Annotated in this window: 21 protein-coding genes and 1 pseudogene; 10 read left to right on the top strand and 12 right to left on the bottom strand. The window is 73.6% G+C overall.

Translation table 11 applies throughout. The annotated features are described in order from the left end of the window. Window positions 1-160 precede the first annotated feature (160 nt). Entirely contained in the window at window positions 161-2,353 is a 2,193-nt protein-coding gene (locus ACZ52J_RS02405) for an MMPL family transporter (protein WP_465615158.1), read from the top strand. Between the two features lie 81 nt (window positions 2,354-2,434). Here the strand turns inward: ACZ52J_RS02405 and ACZ52J_RS02410 are convergent. Then, window positions 2,435-2,830 (bottom strand): annotated as a pseudogene (locus ACZ52J_RS02410) (pyridoxamine 5'-phosphate oxidase family protein); the annotation flags it as partial. A 129-nt stretch (window positions 2,831-2,959) separates the two neighbouring features. Here ACZ52J_RS02410 and ACZ52J_RS02415 point away from each other — a divergent pair. After that, window positions 2,960-3,370, top strand: coding sequence for a PPOX class F420-dependent oxidoreductase (locus ACZ52J_RS02415; protein WP_465615160.1), 411 nt, complete (start codon window positions 2,960-2,962; stop codon window positions 3,368-3,370). Window positions 3,371-3,480: 110 nt separating this feature from the next. On the opposite strand, the gene ACZ52J_RS02420 is transcribed toward ACZ52J_RS02415, so the two are convergent. Next, window positions 3,481-4,440: an AraC family transcriptional regulator gene (locus tag ACZ52J_RS02420; RefSeq protein ID WP_465615162.1), complete on the bottom strand. Its 960-nt coding sequence runs from the start codon at window positions 4,438-4,440 to the stop codon at window positions 3,481-3,483. Window positions 4,441-4,593: 153 nt separating this feature from the next. On the opposite strand from ACZ52J_RS02420, the gene ACZ52J_RS02425 reads away from it, so the two are divergent. The 3 genes from ACZ52J_RS02425 to ACZ52J_RS02435 all read left to right on the top strand — a co-directional run bounded on the left by ACZ52J_RS02425 (window position 4,594) and on the right by ACZ52J_RS02435 (window position 7,181). Then, the gene (locus ACZ52J_RS02425; protein WP_465615164.1) at window positions 4,594-5,526 is read left to right on the top strand and encodes an MBL fold metallo-hydrolase; all 933 of its coding nucleotides are present in this window, start codon (window positions 4,594-4,596) and stop codon (window positions 5,524-5,526) included. 213 nt (window positions 5,527-5,739) lie between these two features. Further along, on the top strand, window positions 5,740-6,339 hold the full coding sequence (locus ACZ52J_RS02430; RefSeq protein ID WP_360497380.1) for a TetR/AcrR family transcriptional regulator: 600 nt from the start codon (window positions 5,740-5,742) through the stop codon (window positions 6,337-6,339). 101 nt (window positions 6,340-6,440) lie between these two features. After that, window positions 6,441-7,181 (top strand): VC0807 family protein, encoded by a 741-nt coding sequence (locus ACZ52J_RS02435; RefSeq protein WP_465615166.1) that lies wholly within the window; start codon window positions 6,441-6,443, stop codon window positions 7,179-7,181. A 180-nt stretch (window positions 7,182-7,361) separates the two neighbouring features. Here ACZ52J_RS02435 and ACZ52J_RS02440 read toward each other — a convergent pair whose 3' ends face one another. Continuing rightward, the gene (locus tag ACZ52J_RS02440; protein ID WP_465615168.1) at window positions 7,362-7,631 is read right to left on the bottom strand and encodes a hypothetical protein; all 270 of its coding nucleotides are present in this window, start codon (window positions 7,629-7,631) and stop codon (window positions 7,362-7,364) included. 439 nt (window positions 7,632-8,070) lie between these two features. Between ACZ52J_RS02440 and ACZ52J_RS02445 the strand changes: the two genes are divergently transcribed. Further along, window positions 8,071-8,319: a hypothetical protein gene (locus ACZ52J_RS02445; RefSeq protein ID WP_465615170.1), complete on the top strand. Its 249-nt coding sequence runs from the start codon at window positions 8,071-8,073 to the stop codon at window positions 8,317-8,319. Window positions 8,320-8,353: 34 nt separating this feature from the next. Here the strand turns inward: ACZ52J_RS02445 and ACZ52J_RS02450 are convergent, their stop codons facing one another. The 5 genes from ACZ52J_RS02450 to ACZ52J_RS02470 all read right to left on the bottom strand — a co-directional run bounded on the left by ACZ52J_RS02450 (window position 8,354) and on the right by ACZ52J_RS02470 (window position 11,766). Beyond that, window positions 8,354-8,566, bottom strand: coding sequence for a cold-shock protein (locus tag ACZ52J_RS02450; protein ID WP_360497374.1), 213 nt, complete (start codon window positions 8,564-8,566; stop codon window positions 8,354-8,356). A 394-nt stretch (window positions 8,567-8,960) separates the two neighbouring features. Next, complete coding sequence (locus ACZ52J_RS02455; protein WP_465615172.1) at window positions 8,961-9,254, bottom strand: DUF1330 domain-containing protein; 294 nt, start codon at window positions 9,252-9,254, stop codon at window positions 8,961-8,963. 191 nt (window positions 9,255-9,445) lie between these two features. Next, window positions 9,446-10,006, bottom strand: coding sequence for a carboxymuconolactone decarboxylase family protein (locus tag ACZ52J_RS02460; protein ID WP_465615174.1), 561 nt, complete (start codon window positions 10,004-10,006; stop codon window positions 9,446-9,448). A 389-nt stretch (window positions 10,007-10,395) separates the two neighbouring features. After that, window positions 10,396-10,821: a winged helix-turn-helix transcriptional regulator gene (locus ACZ52J_RS02465; RefSeq protein ID WP_465615176.1), complete on the bottom strand. Its 426-nt coding sequence runs from the start codon at window positions 10,819-10,821 to the stop codon at window positions 10,396-10,398. A 291-nt stretch (window positions 10,822-11,112) separates the two neighbouring features. Further along, on the bottom strand, window positions 11,113-11,766 hold the full coding sequence (locus ACZ52J_RS02470) for a GOLPH3/VPS74 family protein (protein ID WP_465615178.1): 654 nt from the start codon (window positions 11,764-11,766) through the stop codon (window positions 11,113-11,115). 271 nt (window positions 11,767-12,037) lie between these two features. Between ACZ52J_RS02470 and ACZ52J_RS02475 the strand changes: the two genes are divergently transcribed. Further along, entirely contained in the window at window positions 12,038-12,583 is a 546-nt protein-coding gene (locus ACZ52J_RS02475) for a hypothetical protein (RefSeq protein ID WP_465615180.1), read from the top strand. A gap of 71 nt (window positions 12,584-12,654) precedes the next feature. Here ACZ52J_RS02475 and ACZ52J_RS02480 read toward each other — a convergent pair whose 3' ends face one another. From ACZ52J_RS02480 to ACZ52J_RS02490, 3 genes are read right to left on the bottom strand one after another with little or no spacing between them, the layout of a single operon-like run. Then, the gene (locus ACZ52J_RS02480; RefSeq protein ID WP_465615182.1) at window positions 12,655-13,608 is read right to left on the bottom strand and encodes an NAD(+)/NADH kinase; all 954 of its coding nucleotides are present in this window, start codon (window positions 13,606-13,608) and stop codon (window positions 12,655-12,657) included. Next, the gene (locus ACZ52J_RS02485; RefSeq protein ID WP_465615184.1) at window positions 13,605-14,612 is read right to left on the bottom strand and encodes an SPFH domain-containing protein; all 1,008 of its coding nucleotides are present in this window, start codon (window positions 14,610-14,612) and stop codon (window positions 13,605-13,607) included. Before ACZ52J_RS02485 ends, ACZ52J_RS02480 begins: the two co-directional genes overlap by 4 nt. A 52-nt stretch (window positions 14,613-14,664) precedes the next feature. Beyond that, complete coding sequence (locus ACZ52J_RS02490) at window positions 14,665-15,087, bottom strand: MarR family winged helix-turn-helix transcriptional regulator (protein WP_465615186.1); 423 nt, start codon at window positions 15,085-15,087, stop codon at window positions 14,665-14,667. 99 nt (window positions 15,088-15,186) lie between these two features. Between ACZ52J_RS02490 and ACZ52J_RS02495 the strand changes: the two genes are divergently transcribed. The 3 genes from ACZ52J_RS02495 to ACZ52J_RS02505 all read left to right on the top strand — a co-directional run bounded on the left by ACZ52J_RS02495 (window position 15,187) and on the right by ACZ52J_RS02505 (window position 18,397). Further along, window positions 15,187-16,011 carry an SDR family oxidoreductase gene (locus tag ACZ52J_RS02495; protein WP_465615188.1) on the top strand — a complete coding sequence of 275 codons (825 nt, stop codon included), beginning with the start codon at window positions 15,187-15,189 and terminating at the stop codon, window positions 16,009-16,011. Between the two features lie 193 nt (window positions 16,012-16,204). Continuing rightward, window positions 16,205-16,930, top strand: coding sequence for a VOC family protein (locus ACZ52J_RS02500; protein ID WP_465615190.1), 726 nt, complete (start codon window positions 16,205-16,207; stop codon window positions 16,928-16,930). Window positions 16,931-17,305: 375 nt separating this feature from the next. Further along, the gene (locus tag ACZ52J_RS02505; RefSeq protein WP_465615192.1) at window positions 17,306-18,397 is read left to right on the top strand and encodes a VWA domain-containing protein; all 1,092 of its coding nucleotides are present in this window, start codon (window positions 17,306-17,308) and stop codon (window positions 18,395-18,397) included. A gap of 85 nt (window positions 18,398-18,482) precedes the next feature. On the opposite strand, the gene ACZ52J_RS02510 is transcribed toward ACZ52J_RS02505, so the two are convergent. Next, window positions 18,483-19,343: a DUF3592 domain-containing protein gene (locus ACZ52J_RS02510; protein WP_465615194.1), complete on the bottom strand. Its 861-nt coding sequence runs from the start codon at window positions 19,341-19,343 to the stop codon at window positions 18,483-18,485. Window positions 19,344-19,493: the final 150 nt, after the last annotated feature.

Genomic DNA, 19,493 nt, shown 5'->3' on the forward strand with positions numbered 1-19,493 from the left:
TCCCGGGTCCTGGCCCGGCCGAGGAGCTGGGGCCCCGGTGCGGATCGTCCGTCGCAAGGACGTCCGCACCCCACCCCGGGTGATGGTCTGGAACCCGGCCGGGAACCCCCGGAGCCGAGACTGACCTTGCGGACGCTCGCGTCCACCGCCGGAGGAAATCGTGATCCGCGCACTGACCGGATACTCCACCAGGAACCCGTGGAGGGTGATCACCCTCTGGGTGGTGCTGGGAATCGCCCTGGCCGGGCTGAGCCCGATGCTGCTCGCCCGCGTCACCCAGTCCCAGACCGGGGACTTCCTGCCCAAGAGCTACGACTCGGCCGCCGCGCTGCGGATCGCCGAGGAGAACTTCGGGATGAGGCCCGACGCCACCACGGTCACCGTGCTGGTCGCCAGGACCGACGGCAAGGCGCTCGGCGCCGCCGACCAGCAGCGGATCGAGGCCGAGGCGGCGAAGCTCGCCCAGCGCCGGGTCGTCATGCCCAGGAAGGACGACCAGCCGGCCTTCCTCGTCCCCGACCACTCCCAGACCCCCCGGGTCGCCCCGGCCATGGTGGCACCCGACCGGAGCTTCGAACTGCTCGCCGTCGAACTGACCGGCAACGCCGCAGACGAGGGCGTCCAGGGCGTCTACCGGACCTTCCGGGACGCCACCCGGGCCCAGCTCGCCGAGGCCGGGATGCGCACCGGGTTCACCGGGGGACTGGCCGACGCCGCGGACACCGCCGACTCCCACCGCACCGCCGCGACGATCGGCAGCGCGCTCCTCATGGGGCTGATCGTCCTGCTCAACGTGCTGGTGTTCCGCAGCGTGGCGGCGGCCCTGCTGCCGCTGCTCGCCGTCGCCATGATCGGCGGCGTGGCCGGCGGAGCCGTGGCCGGCGTCGCGACGCTGACCGGCCTCAAGCTCGACGCCTCCACCCCGGGGCTGGTCTCCGTGGTCCTGCTCGGCATCGGCATCGACTACCTGCTGTTCCTGCTCTTCCGCTTCCGCGAGCACCTGCGGGCCCGGCCCGAGCAGCCCGCCCGCGAGGCCGCCGCCCAGGTGACCGCCCGGGTGGGCACCGCGATCACCTCGGCCGCGCTGACCATCGTGGCCGCCTTCGCCACCCTCGGCGTGGCCAGCTTCGGCCAGTTCCGCTCGCTCGGCCCGGCCATCGCCGTCGCCGTCCTGGTCATGCTGCTGGGCAGCCTCACCCTGATGCCCGCCCTGCTCGCCGCCTGCGGACGCGGCATGTTCTGGCCCTCGCGCAGCCTGCGCCGGCAGCCGGGCGAGGGCTTCGCCGCCCGCTTCGGCGCGCTCGTCGCCCGGCGGCCGCTGCCGATGCTGCTCGCCGCCGTCGCCCTGCTCGGCGCGCTGGCCGCCGGGATGACCGGGATCCGGATGGACTACGGCCTGGGCGGCGCCGGCGAGGAGACCCCGGCCGCCGCCACCGCCGCCGAGATCTCCCGCACCCTGCCGGCCGGCGTCTCCGACCCGACGAGCGTCTACGTCGTCACCACGGACGGCACCACCCTCGACCCCGGCCGGCTCGACGGCCTCTCCCGCGCCCTCACCCAGGTCGACGGCGTCGGCAAGGTGGGCGGGACCGTCCTCAACGGGGACCGGCGCGCCGCCCGGATCGACCTCTACCTGACCGCCGACCCGCGGAGCGGGCGCGCCCGCGACCTGGCCGCCGGCCCGGTCCGCGCCACGGTCGCCGCCCACACACCCCCCGGGACCAGCGCCCACGTGGGCGGCACGGCGGCGATCTTCGCCGACATCTCCACCGCCGTCGACCACGACCTGGCGGTCGTCTTCCCGGTCGCGGCCGCCCTGATCGCCCTGATCCTGCTGCTGCTCCTGCGCAGCCTGCTCGCCCCGGTGGTCCTGATGCTCTCCGTCGGGCTCGGCTTCGCCGCCACCCTCGGCGCCGCGACCCTGCTGTTCCAGCACGGGCTGGGCGAACCGGGCGTCAGCTTCACCCTCCCGCTGGTGCTGTTCCTGTTCGTCGTGGCGCTGGGCACCGACTACAACATCCTCATCACCGACCGGATCCGCGAGGAGATGCACCGCCCCGGCCCGCCCCGCACCGCCGTCGCCCGCGCCGTGCGGCACACCACGCCCACCATCGCCACGGCCGGCCTGGTCCTGGCCGGCTCCTTCGCCACCCTCGCCGCGACCCCGGGCAGCGAGCAGGTCGCCTTCGCGTTGACGCTCGGCATCCTGCTCTCCGCCGCCGTCCTGTCCCTGGTCCTGGTGCCGGCCCTCGCCGCTCTGCTCGGCCGCGCCCTCTGGTGGCCCGTCCGCCCGGCCCGCCACCACCACCGGGCCGAGCCGGCCCCGGAGCCGGACCGCGTCCCGGTGCCCTGACCGGCGAGTGGGGCGCTGACCGATGAGCCGGGGGCGGGACCGCCCCCGGCTCGCGCCCGCTCGACCGACCGCCCGCCACACCAGCCAGCGGCCGCCGCGCATCAGCTCCCGACCGGCCAGCTCGTCCGCCTCGCGCCACGCCTGGACGCGGCGCGGGGTGATGCGGAACCAGCGGTAGGGGGTGGCGAGTTCGCGCGGGTCGAAGCCGGTGCGCGCGGCGAACCGGTCGCCCCCCGGGCCGGGCAGCGCGTCGATCGCGAGGACCTCCACCTCGCCGTCGACCACGGTGACGTCGCGGGTGTGGCCCAGGGTCAGCCGGGCGGTACGGCCCGCGGCCAGGTTGCGGCCGGTCGGACTGTTCGCGGGGGTGGCCACCAGCAGGGCCTCGCCGTCCCAGTCGAAAGACAGCGGCACCAGGTACGGGACGCCGTCCGGCGAGGCGCTGGCGAGCCACAGGTCCACGTCCCCGGCGAGCCGGCCTCACACTCTCTCCTGCCCGCCTCCGTGCTCACCGCGGAAAGCACCACGGACGGCGAACCCGGACGGCGAACCCGAGGCGGCCGAACCCGGCTGCGCGCAAGGCCGGACGACGCTAGCCTCGCCCGGATGACCACCACACTGAACGATGCCGTCCGCGCACTGCTCGACGCGCCGATTCCCGCCGTCCTCGCGACCCTCAACCCGGACGGAAGCCCGCAGACCTCGGTGGTCTGGGTCGGCCGCGACGGGGACGACGTGCTCGTCTCGACCGCCGCCGGGCGCCGCAAGGAACGCAACCTGCGCCGCGACCCCCGCGCCAGCCTCACCGTCTACGACCCCGCCAACCCGCTGCGCTACGTCGAGATACGCGGCCTCGCCACCGTCGCCGAGGACACCGGCCGCGCCGTCGCGGTCGCCCTCGCCGAACAGTACGAGGGCCCGGGCGCCGGCCAGGAGTACCTCGACCTGCCGGAGGAGGTCCTCCGCGTCGTCGTCCGGATCACCCCCACGAAGGCGGTCGGCACCGCAGCGGCCTGACCGGCCGCCTGACCGGCCGTCACCGGGCCGCCCGCGCGCCGCGCGCCGCGCCCCGTCCACCCCCGCCGCGCGGGCACCGGGCTCCCGCCGTTCGCGGGGGCGGCGCGGGATCAGGCGACGAGGGCGGTGCGGGTGGTGCGGTAGCGGCCGGGGGTGGTGCCGAACTGGCGGGTGAAGGCGTGCGAGAGCGCGTAGGGGCTGGCGTAGCCGACCTTGCGGGCGACGGCCTCCAGCGGGTCGGCGGTGTCGCGCAGCAGGCCTGCGGCCCGGGTCATCCGCCACCAGGTGAGGTAGGCCATCGGCGGGCGGCCGGTGAGCGTGGTGAAGCGGCGGGTGAGGGTGGCGCGCGAGACGCCGGCGCGGGCGGCCAGGGCTTGGGCCGTCCACGGGTGGGCCGGGTCCTCGTGGACGGCGGCGAGCGCGGCCGCCACCACCGGGTCCGTCAGTGCCGCGCCCCAGCCGTCGGCGCCGCGCCGGGTGGTCCAGGCCCGCACCAGGTAGACCAGCAGCAGGTCGATCAGGCCGGGTACGGCGAGCTCGCCGCCGGGCCGGGCGGTGGTCAGCTCGGTGCTCAACAGCTCGACGGCGGACCGTAGTTCGGGGTGTTCGCCGGTGCGGGTGGGCAGGTGGACGACCTCGGGCAGCTCGCGCATCAGGGGGTGCCCGAGCCCGTGGTCGAGGCGGTACTTGCCGCACAGCAGGTCGGCCGCACCGGGGACGTCCGGGACGTTCGCGGCGGGTGCGGCCTCCGGCGCGGGCGCGCCGCCCGGGCGCCGGTGCGGGCCGAGCAGGGAGTCCAGCTCCGGCAGGCGCGCCGCCCCGGCGGCCGTCAACTCCTCGTCGGACAGGGCGTGTCCGCTGCCGTGCGGCAGCAGCACCGCGTCGCCGGGCCCCAGCCGCAGCGGCTCGCCGCCGTCGGCGAGCAGCCAGCAGTCGCCGGCCAGCACCACGTGGAAGCCCGCGCCCGCGTAGGAGGGGACCCGGACACCCCAACGCCCCGCCACCCGCAGCCGGTTGGAGGCGGGCCGGCCCGCCCGTACGGCGGCGATCGCGTCACTGACCACGTCCACCCGGCCATCGTAGCCGTGGCGCCGTCCCCGGAACGCGACCGCCGGGCACCGAGGATGAGCCGTTCGCGTATCGGAGCGAGCCATCAGCGCATTGAGCGGCTCACCCGGGCTTCCTAGGCTCGACGAGCAGACAGCGAACCGACGGATCAACAGATGGAGGGCCGAACCGTGGAGCGGATCGTACTGGGGGACGTGGAGATCATCCGGGTGCTGGAGTTCCAGGGGCCGTTCGCGCCGGCGGCGGCGATCGTGCCCGACCTCGGCGAGCCGGCCTGGGTCGCCGCCGCAGACAGCGACGCCGCCCTGGCACCCGAGCACTACGACCCGGCCTCCGGCGCCTACCTTGGCGCGCTGCAGACCTGGGTGGTGCGCAGCGGCGGCCGGACGGTGCTGGTGGACACGGGGGTGGGCAACGGGCGCGAGCGCCCGGCGACGCCGATGTTCCACCGGCGCGAGGGGCGCTTCCCGGAGCTGCTGGCGGCGGCGGGGGTGCGGCCGGAGGAGGTGGACGTGGTGGTGAACACCCACCTGCACGCCGACCACGTGGGGTGGAACACGACCGAGCAGGACGGAAGTTGGGCCCCGACGTTCCCGAACGCGCAGTACTTTCTGCCGGCGGCCGACCGGGAATTCTTCGACCCGGCCGCCGGGCACCCGGCCCGCAGCGGCGGCGCGGCGGACCCGGCGCGGTGGGCGGAGTGGGACCTGGTGTTCGAGGACAGCGTGGCGCCGGTGCTGGCGGCCGGGCAGGCCGTGGAGTGGTCGGGGTCGCTGCGCATCGACTCGGCGCTGGTGCTGGAGGAGGCGCCGGGGCACACGCCCGGCTCGTCCGTGCTGCGCGTCGAGTCCGGCGGCGAACGGGCGGTGTTCGTGGGGGACTTGATGCACTCACCGGTCCAGCTGGCACACCCCTCGTGCAGCAGCTGCTTCTGCCTCGACCCGGCGCAGGCGGCGGCCAGCCGGCTGCGGATCCTGGAGCGGGCCGCAGCGGAGCGGGAGTTGGTCATCCCGGCGCACTTCGCGGGGGCGGGAGCGGTGAGGGTCAGCCGGGCGGGCGCGGGTTTCGCGGCCGACTGGGTGCGCTGACGGGCCGGGCGGCCGCGGGCCCCCGCGCGCCCGCCCCGACCCCGGCTGCGGCGCCCCGCGCGCGCCCCCCGGCACCTTCCGCCCGGCACCTCTTCCCGCTCATCCGCACGTCCCTTTGCTCGCCTGCGCAAGTTCTTGCTCAGGCGAGCAAATTGCTCTACAGTCTTGCTCAGGCAAGCAAGAATCAGCTTGCACGGGCAAGGAGGCGTGGGGATGGGGCGGACGTTCACCGAATCGGGGCGCCGGGCGCAGATCGTGCAGGCCGCCATCGACGTGGTCGCCGAACTGGGCTACGCGAAGGCGTCGTTCAGCCGGATCGCGAAGCAGGCCGGGCTGAGCAGCACCGGGATGATCTCGTACCACTTCGCGGGTAAGGACGACCTGATGCACGAGGTCGTCGCCGAGGTGACCCGGGTGTCCACGGGGTTCATGGCGCCCAGGATCGGCGCGGCCGAGGGGGCGCGTGCCCGGCTGCGGGCGTACATCGAGTCCAGCGTCGAGCTGCTCGCGCTCTGGCCCCGGCACCTGAAGGCGCTGATCGAGGTGCTGCCCAACCTCGGCGGGGACGATCCCACCGCGGCGGACTACCGGGCCTCCCAGCAGCTGACGATGGAGGGCCAGGAGCAGGTGATCCGCGCGGCCCAGGAGGCGGGCGAGTTCCGGGAGTTCGACCCCCGGCTGATGCTCGTCGCGCTGCGCGGGTCGATCGACGCCGTGGTGCTGCGCTGGGTGGGGGATCCGGACTTCGACGTCGCCGAGGCCGGCCGCGAGCTGGCGGACATCTTCGACCGGGCCACCCGCGCCGAACCGTAGCGGAACAGCCGGAACGGCCGGACAGCCGGAGAAGCCGGAACAGCGGGAACAGCGGGAACAGCGGGCTCGACAGGTCGCAGCAGGACAGGGGAGAGACAGCCATGGGAAGGTCGAGTGTGATGGGGGAGATCGTGAACAAGCAGGCCGACCAGGGGACCGACCAGCAGGGAACCGACCAGCAGGGAACCGACGGGCAGGGCGCCGCGCCGGGCGCGGACCGGCGGGGCCGTGCCGCCAAGCGGGCGCTGGCCAAGTCGCTGGTCTTCGAACTGGCGCTGCCGCTCGGCGGGTTCTACGTGCTGCACGGCGTGGGGTTCAGCCAGTGGGCGGCGCTGCTGATCAGCGGCCTGCTGCTGGTGCCGTGGCTGGTGCTCGGGATGGTGCGCAGCCGCCGGGTCGAGGTGATGCCGGTCTTCACGCTGCTGATGATCGTGGTCGGCACGCTGATGTCGATGGTCAGCGGCAGCCCCCGGGTGCTGCTGGTGCGCGACAGCTGGGTGTTCGGGGTGCTCGGGCTCTGGGTGCTGGGCACCCTGGCGACGCGGCGGCCGTTCATGCTGACCGCGGCGCGTTCGATCGTCGCCGCCAAGCTCGGTGAGGCGGGCGCCGAGGAGTGGGCGGGGAACTGGGACCACGACGCGGTCTTCCGCCGTCATCTGCGCACGCTCACCGCGGTCTGGGGCCTGGGGTTCGCCGTGGACGCCGGGATCCGGGTGACGCTGGCCTGCACCCTGCCGGTGGACCTGGTGCCGCTGGTGAACTCGCTGCAGTGGGTGGCGGTGCTGGGCGGGCTGTTCGGCTTCCACTTCTGGTACGTCAACCGCCACGGCCTGAAGGTCTGACGGCAGGAGGTCCGACGGCAAGCCGTCGGCGGGGGCTGGGGCGAGGGCCGGGGCGGCGCGCGGATCGATCCCTTCGGGGTCCGCGCGTCGCCGTCCGCCGTCCGCCCGCCGTCCGCCGTCCGCCCGAGCCTGTCCGGCCGGGCGGTGAACGGTCTCGGACCGCCGGCGGCGCGGGTTTCGTCAGCCGTTGTTCCAGCTGGCGCCCGAACCCGTGAACGAGCCGGAGACGCCGTTGTCGTCGGCCCAGATCCAGAAGGCGGCGTGCGAGATCCCGTCGGGGGAGACGGCGGATTCGACAGCGCCGACGCCGGCGCCGTTCTGGTTCGCGATGAACCCGCCCTTGCCGAAGTCCGCGCTCAGGCCCTCATGGGCCGAGGCCAGACCGGCGCAGCCGATGACGAGCGGTGTGGTGAGAGCGGCGACGGCCAGAACACGCTTGAAAGCACGCATGGGAAATCTCCTCCACGGAGTTCACGTTGAAAGGGGCGGCGCCGATCGGCCCGCCACGACTTCAGACAGCCATGCGCGCGACCCCCCCCCGCAAGCGCTGCCGCCGTCCGACCGGACCTTACAGCTCGTCAGAAACACCGAGCCGACCTGCGGGAATGCGGATCCGACGGGCGCCTCCCGCGGATCAGTCGGGCGGAGCAGACGCGTGGGCCCTTCCACGTACCCGGGAAAACGACGGGACTGGACGCCGGGACCGCGGCGCCGGGACTGCGGCGCCGGCACCGGCGGTCGCGGGCGGGTCAGGGTTCCTCGGAGTCGAGATCGGGGCCGGCCCGGAGGCATCGACGTCGCCCGCGGCCCTAACGTCGGCCGGCGCCGACGCGGCGGGAGTTCGCCCTGCTCGGCCCGGCCGGTGCGAGGTGCGGCCGGATCGTGAGGGGTGGCCGCGGCCGAGGCAGCCGGCGCGGTGGTCGTCGGCACCGTCCTCGCCGCCGTGGCGACCGTCCTGGCCGCGGTGACCCAGCACGCTTCGCCGGGCAGGCTCGCGGCCCGCGCGTCGACGGTGCTCCCGTGGGCGCGGATCGGCGGGACCGCCGCGCTGTGCGCCCTCGTCACCGTGGTCACCGCGGCGGCGGCCGGGCGCGTGACCCGCCGGCGGGCGGTCGAAGCCGCGGGCGCCCGTGCATAGGACACGGCCGCGACCGCCCGCTCGGAGCAGGCGCCTACTGCACGACCTGGACCTTGTCGGCCTGCATCCCCTTCTGGCCCTGGACGGCCTCGAAGGTGACCTTCTGACCCTCCACCAGGGACTTGAAGCCGCCCCCCTCGATCGCACGGAAGTGAACGAACAGGTCGGGCCCGGACTCCGGGGTGATGAACCCGTACCCCTTCTCGTCGTTGAACCACTTGACCGTGCCGTTCTGACGCTCCGCCATGTCTTCCCCTAGCCGATACGAACCATTGCCGACCGCGATCCTTTCACGTTCGGTGAGGGAACGGGTGCCAAAAGTCATGCGCGTCCTGGCGCCGATCACGCGCCGCCGGGGCCGCGGGCGGACCGGCGCGGCACATCGGCGCGGCGCCGACTCACGGGTGCCCACGGCGATCGGCCCGCGGTCGTGCGCCCGTCGGGAAAACATGAAAGTAGCCCCGACGGGTCACACGGCAGACGGATGCCGGACGTGCCGCTGGGCATCAGATCCGTTGGCTCGCTGGACCGATCTGTCGTACGAGTACCGGTTCGCGGTTCGCGGTTCGCTTCGGGTGAGCGTGAGTTCTGCCGACGAGGCCGGCGGGGCCGCCAGGCCGGCCTGAACGTCAGTGCGGCGGTCAGTCGACGCCTTCGATGATGCGGAAGTCGCGCTCGACGGCGTCGGAAAGAGTGACCAGCGCCTCCTGGTACGCCGCGCTCTCGCGTGCCGCGACCGCCTGTTCAAAGGTGTCGAACTCGACCAGGATGGTGCGCTCGGCGATTCCGGCGTCGTGGGCGAGGACCCGGCCGCCACGGGCGAGCACCCGCCCGCCTCCGGCCTGGACGGCCGGACCGGCCAGCTTGTTGTAGGCGGCCAGCTTCTCGGGGTCGGAAATGGTGCGGTAGACGCTGACCCAGTAGCCCTTGGCCATGGAAACCTCCTGTGTTCGGACAAGCGTGCCAGGCTTCGAGTCGACACTCGGATTGATCGGCCCCGGCGACGGATCACCGGGCATTTCCGAGGGCGGTTCGCAAGGGACTGGCTGATTGTGGTGGGCCGTTGAGACAAGACGATGTATCGGTTGGCGATGGAGCCCTGCCTGCAACCTCGTTTGGAAAGGGCTCACTGCGCCGGGAACGGGGCGCCCCAGGGCTCTTCCTCCAGGAGGAGCCCGTTGGCCAGGTAGCTGATGGTTCGGTACCAGCCGGCCAGCACGAGGAACTCCAGGAGTTGGGCGTCTTCGTAGTGGACGGCCAGGGAATCCCAGGCGGGTTGTGAGAGCTGTGCGGTGTCGTGCAGTTCGTCGACGGCGTTGAGCAGTGCCGCATGACGAGGCAGCCACGCTGTGTTGGCTGCGACGTCGATGGCGGTGGTGGCCCGGAGCTGTTCCTGGCTCAGTCCGGCCTGCTGGGCGAGGGTCGCGGCGTGTGCCCCCCATTCGTAGGCGCAGCCGGTGCGTGCGGTTACTCGGGCGATGATGATCTCGCGGTCGATGGCGGGAAGAAGTCCGTGGCCCAGCAGGCCGGACCCCAGGGCGAACATGCGTGAGGCCAGTTCCGGGTTTCGGTGCAGTACCCGGAACAGTGTGAGTGGCTCGTGTGTCACGCCGGGAGGCATCCATCGGCGCAGTGCCTGGTCGACGGGCGCGGGATAGGGCGGGGTGAGCGGTTCGATGCGCGGCACGAGCACCTCCTGCTTCGGTTTTCGAATCACTATGGTGCTTCGAAACCCGAAGCGCAAGGAGGAGATACGGAAGCCGGAACGCCTCGGCCGGGTTCACCGGTACGAGGGTCCGATTCAGGGCGCCCGGTCATGGCTGCACTCGATCTGCTCGGGCGGCGCCGGACGCTGCGCATCCGGTGGGAATCGAGCCAAGCCCCGGCAGGCTTCCAGGAGTTGCAGCGCCGTTGTGAACGCATGTCATCGAGCGTGCTCGGCACCCGGCCGGGCGAGCCGACCGGCGCCCGCGTGCCCACTCTGCACGGCGACGCCTGTCACCTCACCCGGCGTGGCGAGGACCTGGGTGCCGGGCGGAGGTTCCGGGTGCGCCGTCAACCCGGGCCGGGCGGGCGTCAGCCGGCAGGACCCCTCTCGAGCGTCCCGTCGCCCACGGCGTCGGGACGCGAGATGCCGTCGGCGGGCCGCTCGCTGTTGCGGTGCGCCGGTTGCGGGTCGAGCATCGCCGCCCAGCGCTCCGACCACTGGGCGAGGGGGCCGAGTGCGAGGCAGGCATCCCGCCCCAGTGGAGTGAGCTCGTACCGGCTGTCGGGTAGTTGGTGAACCACGTGGGCATCCAGCAGTTCGGTCAGGCGCTGCCGCATCACGCTGGAGGACATGTCGTCGCACTGCTTCTGCAGGGGGCGGAACCCGAGGGGGCCCCCGCGCAGCTCCCAAAGGATGCGCAGGCTCCACCGCCGTCCGAACAGGTCGAGTGCGGCCATGAGGGGGCGACCGGTGGTCGAACCACGAACTGGCTTGCCGGGTTTGGGGGTTGGCATGGCGTGGAGTCCAGCCTCCAAGATTGATGCTTCGGATTCCGAAACGCTACCATCGGAGATTGCTTCGGAAAACGAAACGAAGGGGACGTCGTGGCTCCGCCTGGACTGCTCGGGAACCACAGAAGCTCCTGGTCCGCGGGATCCGCCCAGGACAAGACGCAGTGACCCGTCGGGGAATGGTCGGGGCGCAGCACCACGCCCGACGGTCGGTCGGCCAGGGTCCGCGCGGCCAGGCCGTCCTCGTCCCGGAACACCCGCATCACCGCGAAGGAGAGGGCGCCGGGGGTGCGGTCAGCCGCCGCCCATTCCGCCCTGGGCGGCAATCATGGTCAGGCCCAGCCCGCCGACCGCCCCGGCCAGGTGCGGGGCCTCGTCGGCGAGCCGCTCGGTGAGCGCGGCGATCCGCCCGGCGTGGGCCCGGCGGTCGTGCCGGGACAGCACCAGCCGCAGGTGCCCGTGGGCGGCCAGCGCCGCGAGGACCGCGTCGGTGAACGGCGCCCCGGCGACCGGGGCGCCGCCGCGGACCAGCTCGGCCACCCGCACCTGGAGGTCCAGGGCTTCGCGCGGGTCGTCCATCGCCACCGTCCGCTGCGGCACGACCGGGCCGTAGGGGTCGCGGTCCGCCATGGTCACCACGCCGAGCACCGCGAGCCGCTCCTCGACGGCCTCCAGGGTGTCCTCACGGCCCCGCCGGATCCACGACTTCCAGCTGCGCGGCTGCTCGCCCACCTCGGCGAGCAGCGCGTCCAGGACGGGGTCCCCGGTGGCGGCGCCGGAGACGACCCGCACCCGGCCCGCCCCGTCCTCGGCGACGGCGCCCCGGTGGGCGAGCTCGGCCAGGGCGGCCGCGCGCAGCAGGAACCCGGCGCGGGTGCGGTCCTGCAGGGACTGGGCCCGGGTGTCGAAGGCCAGCAGGTAGGCGTCCAGATGCAGTCCTCGGCTCATGGCACCGACGATACGGCGCGCCGGCCCGCCCGCCATCGGCCCCGAGGACGGACCCGCCCTCCGCCCGAAGGAGCATCCGGCCGGCCGCCGCACCGGGGACGCGTGCGGGCCCCGCGCCCAAGAGTGCAGGTGGGGCGGGGTGCTCCCGGCCGCCGTCCGCTAGGATCCTGCGGATCTTGGTCGAGCGTGTGTCGGGCGAGTGTGTCGGGCAAGTGCGTCGGGCGAGTGTGTCGGGCGGGTGTGTCGAGATGGGTGCGGGGGAGACGCTTTCGTGAGCGGTGGCGGTCTGCGACTGGTGGGACTGGTCGCGTCGGTACGGATCCAGGCGTGCCTGCTGCTCCCCGTGAGCCTGGTGAGCTGCGTGCCGGCCTACACCGGGGGAGCCCACCGGCTGGACCCCGTGACGGGCGCGGCAGTTGCCCTGATCCTCTTCGCGACGGCGTTCTGGGGCCTCCTGGAGGCCCGTCGGCCCTGGTACCGGGAGCGGCTGGAACGGCTGAGCCCGCCGCCGCCGGACGCGCAGACGGTCGCGCGGGACAAGACCTTCGACCTGTTCTCCCGAGGCCTCGCCACGCCCCTGCTCCTGGTGCTGCTGATCGGACTCGCGCTCAGCTACACGACGGGGATCCCGGCCGGCATGCTCCTGGCGGGCATGGCGGGCGCGATGCTCTGGCAGTCCCGGTGGCTGGCGGCCGAGGAGAAGCGGCTGGGCGGCCGGGTCCTGTGCCTGCACACCCCGGTCCGCGTCGCGGCCGACGACCCCAACGGCCCCGCGTACCGCCGGTCCCGCTTCTGGATCGTCCACGAGACCCCCTGACCCCCGCCCGCCCTGGCCCCCGCCGGCCCCGGGCCGCGCTCGGCCGCGCTCGGCAGAGGCCGGCGTCCGCGTCACCCCAGCAGGCGCAGGCGGGTGGCGGCGACGCCGAGGCGCACGCTCTGGCCCCAGGCGAGCTGCAGGGCGTCCGCCTCGATGCCGTCGCCGAAGGCGACCAGGTGCTCGGACTCGACAGTGAGCACCAGCTGCCGCCCGGCCTCCAGCAGGCCGTGCACGTGGCTGGTGCCGGTGGTGGGGGAGGGCCACGCCTCCCGGACGAACCAGGCCAGGGCCGGCGCGCCCGGGGCGGGCAGGGCGGGCAGTGCGACGGGGCCGCCACGCTCCAGCCAGGCCGAGCGGCACCAGCCGGTGGCGCCCGTGCCGGTGCCGACCAGGACACCCGAGGAGGCCTGGGCCTCCGCCGCCCCGGCGCCGTCGAGTGCCCCGGTGCCGTCGGGTGCCCCAGTGCCGTCGGGTGCGCCGTCCGTGCCCAGGCGGTAGCGCGCCGTCTGGTGGCCCGGCTGCCCGACGTACACCTCGTTCAGCGCGAGCAGCCGCTGGCCGTCGTCCGCGACGGCCTCGACCATCGTCCGCTCCTCCAGCGCCCCCTCGCCGCGCGCCACCGCCCGCAGCAGCGCGCCGAGGCCGTCCACGCGGTGACGCACCAGCACACCGGGGTTGCGGCCCGGGTCGGCGTCCACACCGATCACCGGCTGGCCGTCCAGGTACTTGGCGACGTTGGCCACCAGGCCGTCCTGGCCGACCACGGCCACCACGTCCCCGGGCTCGAAGAGGAAACGCGGCAGGTCCGCCCGCTCGACCCGGCTGCGCCGCCAGTCCAGCGGCACGGCCGCCGCCGCCTCGGCGAGCGCCGCCGCCGCCCGGCGGTGGCGCTCCTCGACCTCCCGCGCCGAGCGGCCCCGGGAGGCCAGGAAGAACGCGGCCTGCCCGGGCGTGCCGTGACGGGCCACCAGCTCCTCGTACTCGGTGCGCCGGTGCACCAGCACCACCCGCGGGGCGAGGCTCACCGCCGCTCCCCGCCGGCGCCGAGGCGGGCCAGCAGCCCGGTGAGCACGTCCGGGGTGAGCGTCACGCTGTCGATCCGCGGCAGGTGCTCCGCCAGCCGCATCAGCGCCAGCGCCCGCAGCACCGCCGGGTCGGCCTGCTGGTGGGCCGCCAGCCAGGCGGCCTCCGCCGACGCCCGGGCCTCGCCCAGCTCGCGGGCGGCCTGGGCCTCGGCGGACGCCAGCCGGGTGCGGCGCTGCGCCTCGGCGTCGGTGCGGACCCGGTCGGCGACGGCCTCCTCCTCCGCCTGGAGCCGGCTGTTGGCACCCTGCTGGGCGAGCAACTGCTCCTCGCGCCGGGCGAGTTCGATGCGGTTGGCGAGCTCGTTCTCGGCGATGCCGCGCTCGTGCTCGACGGCCACCGCGCGGCGCTCGAAGGTCGCCCGGTCGGCCTCCTGCTGCACCAGCTCGCGGGCGGGGGTGCGCAGCGCCCGTTCGACCTCGGGCTCGGGGCGCAGCGCCACCACCCGGACGGCGATCACGGCGAGTCCGGTCTCGGTGATCCGGGGCTCGCCGGCCAGACCCTGGGTCATCCGCTCGCGCACCGCGTCCACCCCGTCCGCGAGGGCGGCGGCGAGCGGGGTGCGGGCGAGCAGGCCGAGGGCGTGCTGCTGGGCGGTCTCGGTGAGCAGCGTGGCGAGCTGGTCGAGCGGCGCCGCGCGCCAGGCGCCGGTGTCCGGGTCGATCCCGAAGTCGACGCGGGTGGCGGCGGTGGCCGGGTCGGTGATCCGGTAGGTGAGCGTCGCCTGGACGCTGACGTCCTGGAAGTCGGAGGTGCGGGCGTGGAAGAGCATGGCGAGTTCCCGGTCGTCCACCGGCACTTCGGAGATCGCCGCGGTCAGCGGCCGGAACCAGAACGCCAGCCCGGCCCCGTCGTGGGCGACCCGGCCGCGCCGCAGGTGGCGGATGTGCGCGGTGGGAACGGCGCGCAGGTGGCGCAGCCCGAACCGTCTGGTGATGTCGGCCATCGGAGGAACCCCTTTTCGTCATGACGACGATATTGGGCACCCCCGGTTTTCGTCAAGGTGACGACAAGACCAGCTGCAGCAGCTCGCGCAAGGCCTCGCGCTGCCGCGCGGTGAGCCGGTCCAGCGGTTGCGCCGCGAAGGGCATCCGGGCGCGCAGGTCGGCGGCGACGGTGCGGCCGGCCGCGGTGGCGGCGACGAGTTTGACGCGGCGGTCGGTCTCGTCGAGGCTGCGCTCGACCAGGCCGCGCGACTCCAGCCGGTCGACGATCACGGTCACGTTGGACGGCTCCGCGTGCAGCCGCTCGGCGATGCGGCGCGTCGGGACCGGGCTCTCGGCCGCGAGCAGCGCCTTGGCCTGCAGTGGGGTCAGGTCGTGGGCCGCGGCGGCGGCCTCGGACTCCTGGGTGTAGCGACGGTTGACGGCCGCGAAGAGGCCGACGACCTCCCTGGTGAGCTCATCCGATGAGTCGGGCATGGGGTCCAGCGTAGCCAGGTGCTTGACAGGGTTGAATGTCACCTCACATAGTTATGATTCATATTGGTTATGAACCATAAGCATATGAGAGGCCTCACGATGAGCACCAAGACCGTCCTGATCACCGGCACCTCCTCCGGCATCGGCCTGGCCACCGCCGTCACCGCCGCCCGCGCCGGCTGGCACGTCATCGCCACGATGCGCGACACCGCCAAGGCCGGCGCACTGCTCGCCGCAGCCGAGGAAGCCGCCGTCACCGTCGACGTCCGGGCCCTGGACGTGACCGACCCCGCCTCCGTTGCGGCCTGCCTGGCCGGCCTCGACCGGCTGGACGCGCTGGTCAACAACGCCGGCGCGGGCCACGTCGGCACCCTCGAACAGGAGAGCGTCGAGGACGTGCGCGCCGTCATGGAGGTCAACTTCTTCGGCGTCCTGCACGTCACGAAGGCCGCCCTGCCCCTGCTGCGGGCGAGCCGCGGCCGCGTGCTGACCGTGACCAGCGTCGGCGGCGTCATCGGCCAGCCCTTCAACGAGGCCTACTGCGCCGCCAAGTTCGCCGTCGAAGGCTTCATGGAGTCCCTCGCGCCGGTCGCGGCCACCACCGGCGTGACCGTCGGCGTGATCGAACCGGGAGCGGTGGCCAGCGAGTTCGTCGCCAACGTCGGCCTCACCGCCGACGCCCCGCAACAGGCCGGACCGTACGCCCCGGCCCTGTCCGCCTACCTGGACCGCACCCGCGACGCCTTCGCCAACGCCCAGACCTCCCAGGACGTGGCCGCGCGCATCGTCGACCAGCTCACGGCCGAACGGCCCGCCTTCCGGCTGCTCACCTCCGACGCCGCGCGCGCCTTCGCCGGGACCAAGCTGGGGGACCTCGACGGATCGGCCGTCCAGGCCCTCACCGCCACCTGGGTCGCCCGGTAACGCGCACCCGACGCGCTGCGCGAGGTGCCCGGCCGGGAGGCCGTCGGTCCACTAGGCTCACCGCCAGCCGCCTGACCAGCGGGAACGGCGAAACCGTCGGCGCTGTCCGTGGCGGCAGTCCCAGGAAACCGCGTCGAGAGGCAGTGCGTTGAAGGCAACCGAGATCGTCCCTGGTTCCCCGTGCTGGGCACAGTTGAGCGCCCGCGACCTCCCCGCAGCCGAGCAGTTCTACGGCGAACTGTTCGGCTGGACCGCCCAGGCCGACCCGGACCCGCAGTACGGCGGCTACACGACCTTCTCCCACGACGGCGCGCCCGCCGCGGCCGTGGCCCCGCTGATGAACCCCCAGCAGCCGGTGATGTGGCTGCTGTCCTTCGCCGCCGACAACGTCGACGACACCTGCGAGTCCGCCAAGAAGGCGGGCGCCCAGGTGTGGATGGGCCCGATGGAGGTCGGCGACCTCGGCCGCTGGGCCCTGCTCAGCGACCCGACCGGCGCGCCGTTCGCCGTCTGGCAGACCCGGAGGTTCGCCGGCTTCGGCGTGGTGGACGAGCCGAACGCCTTCGGCTGGGCCGACCTGTCGACCCGGGACAAGGACACCGCGCTCACCTTCTACAAGGACCTCTTCGGCTGGCAGGTCTGGCCGCACGACACCTACCCGATGGTCGGCCTGGCCGACCGGATGTTCGGCGGCGTCATGGCCATGGACGCCTCCATCCCGCCCGAGGTCCCGTCCCACTGGAACCCGTTCTTCGCGGTCGCCGACGTCGACGCGTCCGCGGCGACCGCGACCCGCCTCGGCGCCGAGGTCCTGCACGGGCCCGTCGACGTGGAGATGGACAACGGCCCGCGGCTCGCGGTGATCCGCGACCCGCAGGGCGCCACCTTCGGCGTCTTCGCCCCCCGCGCCGACAGCTGACCCCGCGCCGGCCGGCCCGCTTCCGGCCGGTTCCCGCCCCGGGCCCGACCCTGGCATGTTCGCGCCCGGAAAATAGCAGGTCACAGGCCTGTTCAGAGATACCGGCCGGGTCTAGCATTCCCGTCACAGCAGCCCCACCACCCCCTCGCCGGGCTGCTGAGCACACCGGCCACGCCCCCACGTCGGCCGGTACCTCCCACGGCCGGGACCTCGGGACGCCCCCGCCCCCCGAAGTCCCGGCCGCCCCCGACGGACGGCCGGCAGCCGCGCGAACCCGGCCCCGAACCCGATGTCAGAGCCCCCTCATAGGGTGGAAACAACGTCGGAGGGGCGCCGGAAAAGGCGTCGGAAGAGGCGTTGGAATCGGGGAGAGCCATGTCCGCGAACAGGATCAAGCACAAGGTCAACCACGTCTCGCTCGTGGTCGACAAGTCCGGTTCGATGCGCCAGCACCAGGCACAACTCGTCCGCGTGGTCGACGAGTTCGTGAAGGGCCTGCAGGAGGAGTCCGACCGCCTCGGCCACGAGACCCGCATCAGCCTCTACGCCTTCGACCACGAGGTGCAGAACCTGGTCTGGGACATGGACGTCAAGCACCTGCCGTCCCTGCGAGGCCTCTACCAGGTCGACAACGGGGCGACGGCGCTGATCGAAGCAGGCGTGAAGTCCATCGACGACCTGAAGAACATCTGGGAAGGCTACGGCGAACACTCCTTCCTCCAAGTCGTCGTCACCGACGGCGAGGAGAACGCCTCCGGCTACTCCCAGACCGGCCAGATGCACACCCGCGTGCCCGCCGGAAAGGGCAAGACCGTCCTGCGCACCTGGATCGACCGCATCCACGGCGCCATGGACGACCTCCCCGACCACTGGACCTCCGCCATCCTGGTCCCGAACTCCCTGGCCAAGCGCACCGCCCAGGAGTACGGCTTCCCGGCGGGCAACATCGCGATCTGGGACGCGGACTCCAGCAAGGGCGTCGAGGAGGCCATCGGCACCGTCAAGACGGCCGCCACGAGCTTCCTGCGGGGCCGCGAACAGGGCGTACGCGGCACCAGGAACCTGTTCGCCATGGGCCAGGACCTGAACACCGCCGAGGTGAAGGCCAATCTCGACGCCCTGGACACCGGCAAGTACATCCTGATCCCGGTCGACGAGCAGACACCCATCCGCGATTTCGTCACCCGCGCCGGCCACGCGTACACCTCCGGCTGCGCCTTCTACGAGCTGTCCAAGCGGGAGAAGATCCAGGGCGGCAAGCAGCTCGCCGTGGCGGAGAAGGACCCGGCCACCGGCCGGATGACGGGCCGGGTGTTCTCGGGCCCGGCGGCCCGCCGCCTCCTCGGCCTGCCGGAGTCGGAAGCCACGGTGAAGCCGGGCGACAACCCGGCGTACACCGTGTTCGTCCAATCGACCTCCGTCAACCGGAAGTTGGTGCCGAACACCAAGCTGCTCGTCATCCTGTAGCGGCAGCCGTCACCGCGGCCAGATCGTCATCGCGGGGCAGGCGTCCGGGCGTCCGGGTACTCGTCGTCCTCGGGCCGCGGCGCCGTCAAAGCAGGACCGCTCCCACGACGGCCGCCGCCGCGACGACGAGAAGGGCCACGACGTTGACCGCGGTGTCCGTTCCCACGGAGCGGAGTTCGCCCGCGCGGTCCAGCGTGAACACGGCCGGGTCGTCCGGTGCGTAGTGGACCGTGACCTCCCGGCCGTACGCGCCCGCCGGGTCCGGCACCCCCGACGCGCAGTGGGCGGTGACGGCCGCACCGCCGCGGGCGGTGAACGCCACGACCGGCGTGATGCTGGTGGAGGTGCCGCCCTCCGCGTCGGTGCTGACATCCCTGAGCACCGCCACGACACGGCCCTGGGCGGCGACCATGGCGGCCAGCTTCTCGCGACGGCGGCGCGTGTCGCGGATGTTCCCGGGCAGCCGACAGGCACCGAAGACGGCCCACGGCCCGCCGACGCCGATCAGCGCCCAGGGCCAGCCCCAGTCGACCGCGGCGACGACCACCGCCCCGACGTAGATCAGAAACACCGCGAAGTTCGGCCAGCCCAGCCCGCGGCCGCCCTCCCCGAGGTCGCTCGTGAGCCGGTAGGCGTGCGGTCTCCCGCGCGGGTAGTGGACCCCGACCTCCCGGCCCGTCCACGCGGCGGTGATCGACTCGCCGCACTCACCGTCGTTCGTCACGGTGACCCCCCGACCGGTGGACGGGTCGCGGTACGAGACGACCACCGATATCCCGCCGCGCCGGGAACCGCCGTGCCGGGGCTCCCGCACCCGCTCGATCCGCCCCCGGACCCGGACCGTCCGCTGCGCCCGGGTCATCCCGGCCAGCGACCGCCCGTAGCCGAACAACGCCACCGCGCCGAACACCGCACACCACAACGCCAGATACCCGTGCCAGCCCATCAGCCCTCCTCCTGCCGCTCCGGGGCCGGCCTCCCCACGCACCGCTGCCGGCCCCGGCAGCTCGGCCACGGCGACGCCGCATCAGATCCCCAAGTCCCCAAGTCGCCAAGTCCCCAAGTCACCCCACTGTGCCCGCCCTTGACACCGGCG

Source organism: Kitasatospora sp. NPDC034035, from assembly GCF_055575755.1.

Excerpts from the sequence above, each read along its gene's own strand:
- ACZ52J_RS02415 (WP_465615160.1), top strand. The coding sequence starts at position 2,960 with ATGACCACCACACTGAACGATGCCGTCCGCGCACTGCTCGACGCGCCG.
- ACZ52J_RS02510 (WP_465615194.1), bottom strand. The coding sequence starts at position 19,343 with ATGGGCTGGCACGGGTATCTGGCGTTGTGGTGTGCGGTGTTCGGCGCG.
- ACZ52J_RS02430 (WP_360497380.1), top strand. The coding sequence starts at position 5,740 with ATGGGGCGGACGTTCACCGAATCGGGGCGCCGGGCGCAGATCGTGCAG.
- ACZ52J_RS02470 (WP_465615178.1), bottom strand. The coding sequence starts at position 11,766 with ATGAGCCGAGGACTGCATCTGGACGCCTACCTGCTGGCCTTCGACACC.
- ACZ52J_RS02450 (WP_360497374.1), bottom strand. The coding sequence starts at position 8,566 with ATGGCGGAGCGTCAGAACGGCACGGTCAAGTGGTTCAACGACGAGAAG.
- ACZ52J_RS02455 (WP_465615172.1), bottom strand. The coding sequence starts at position 9,254 with ATGGCCAAGGGCTACTGGGTCAGCGTCTACCGCACCATTTCCGACCCC.
- ACZ52J_RS02440 (WP_465615168.1), bottom strand. The coding sequence starts at position 7,631 with ATGCGTGCTTTCAAGCGTGTTCTGGCCGTCGCCGCTCTCACCACACCG.
- ACZ52J_RS02495 (WP_465615188.1), top strand. The coding sequence starts at position 15,187 with ATGAGCACCAAGACCGTCCTGATCACCGGCACCTCCTCCGGCATCGGC.
- ACZ52J_RS02435 (WP_465615166.1), top strand. The coding sequence starts at position 6,441 with ATGGGAAGGTCGAGTGTGATGGGGGAGATCGTGAACAAGCAGGCCGAC.
- ACZ52J_RS02465 (WP_465615176.1), bottom strand. The coding sequence starts at position 10,821 with ATGCCAACCCCCAAACCCGGCAAGCCAGTTCGTGGTTCGACCACCGGT.
- ACZ52J_RS02485 (WP_465615184.1), bottom strand. The coding sequence starts at position 14,612 with ATGGCCGACATCACCAGACGGTTCGGGCTGCGCCACCTGCGCGCCGTT.
- ACZ52J_RS02490 (WP_465615186.1), bottom strand. The coding sequence starts at position 15,087 with ATGCCCGACTCATCGGATGAGCTCACCAGGGAGGTCGTCGGCCTCTTC.
- ACZ52J_RS02505 (WP_465615192.1), top strand. The coding sequence starts at position 17,306 with ATGTCCGCGAACAGGATCAAGCACAAGGTCAACCACGTCTCGCTCGTG.
- ACZ52J_RS02425 (WP_465615164.1), top strand. The coding sequence starts at position 4,594 with ATGGAGGGCCGAACCGTGGAGCGGATCGTACTGGGGGACGTGGAGATC.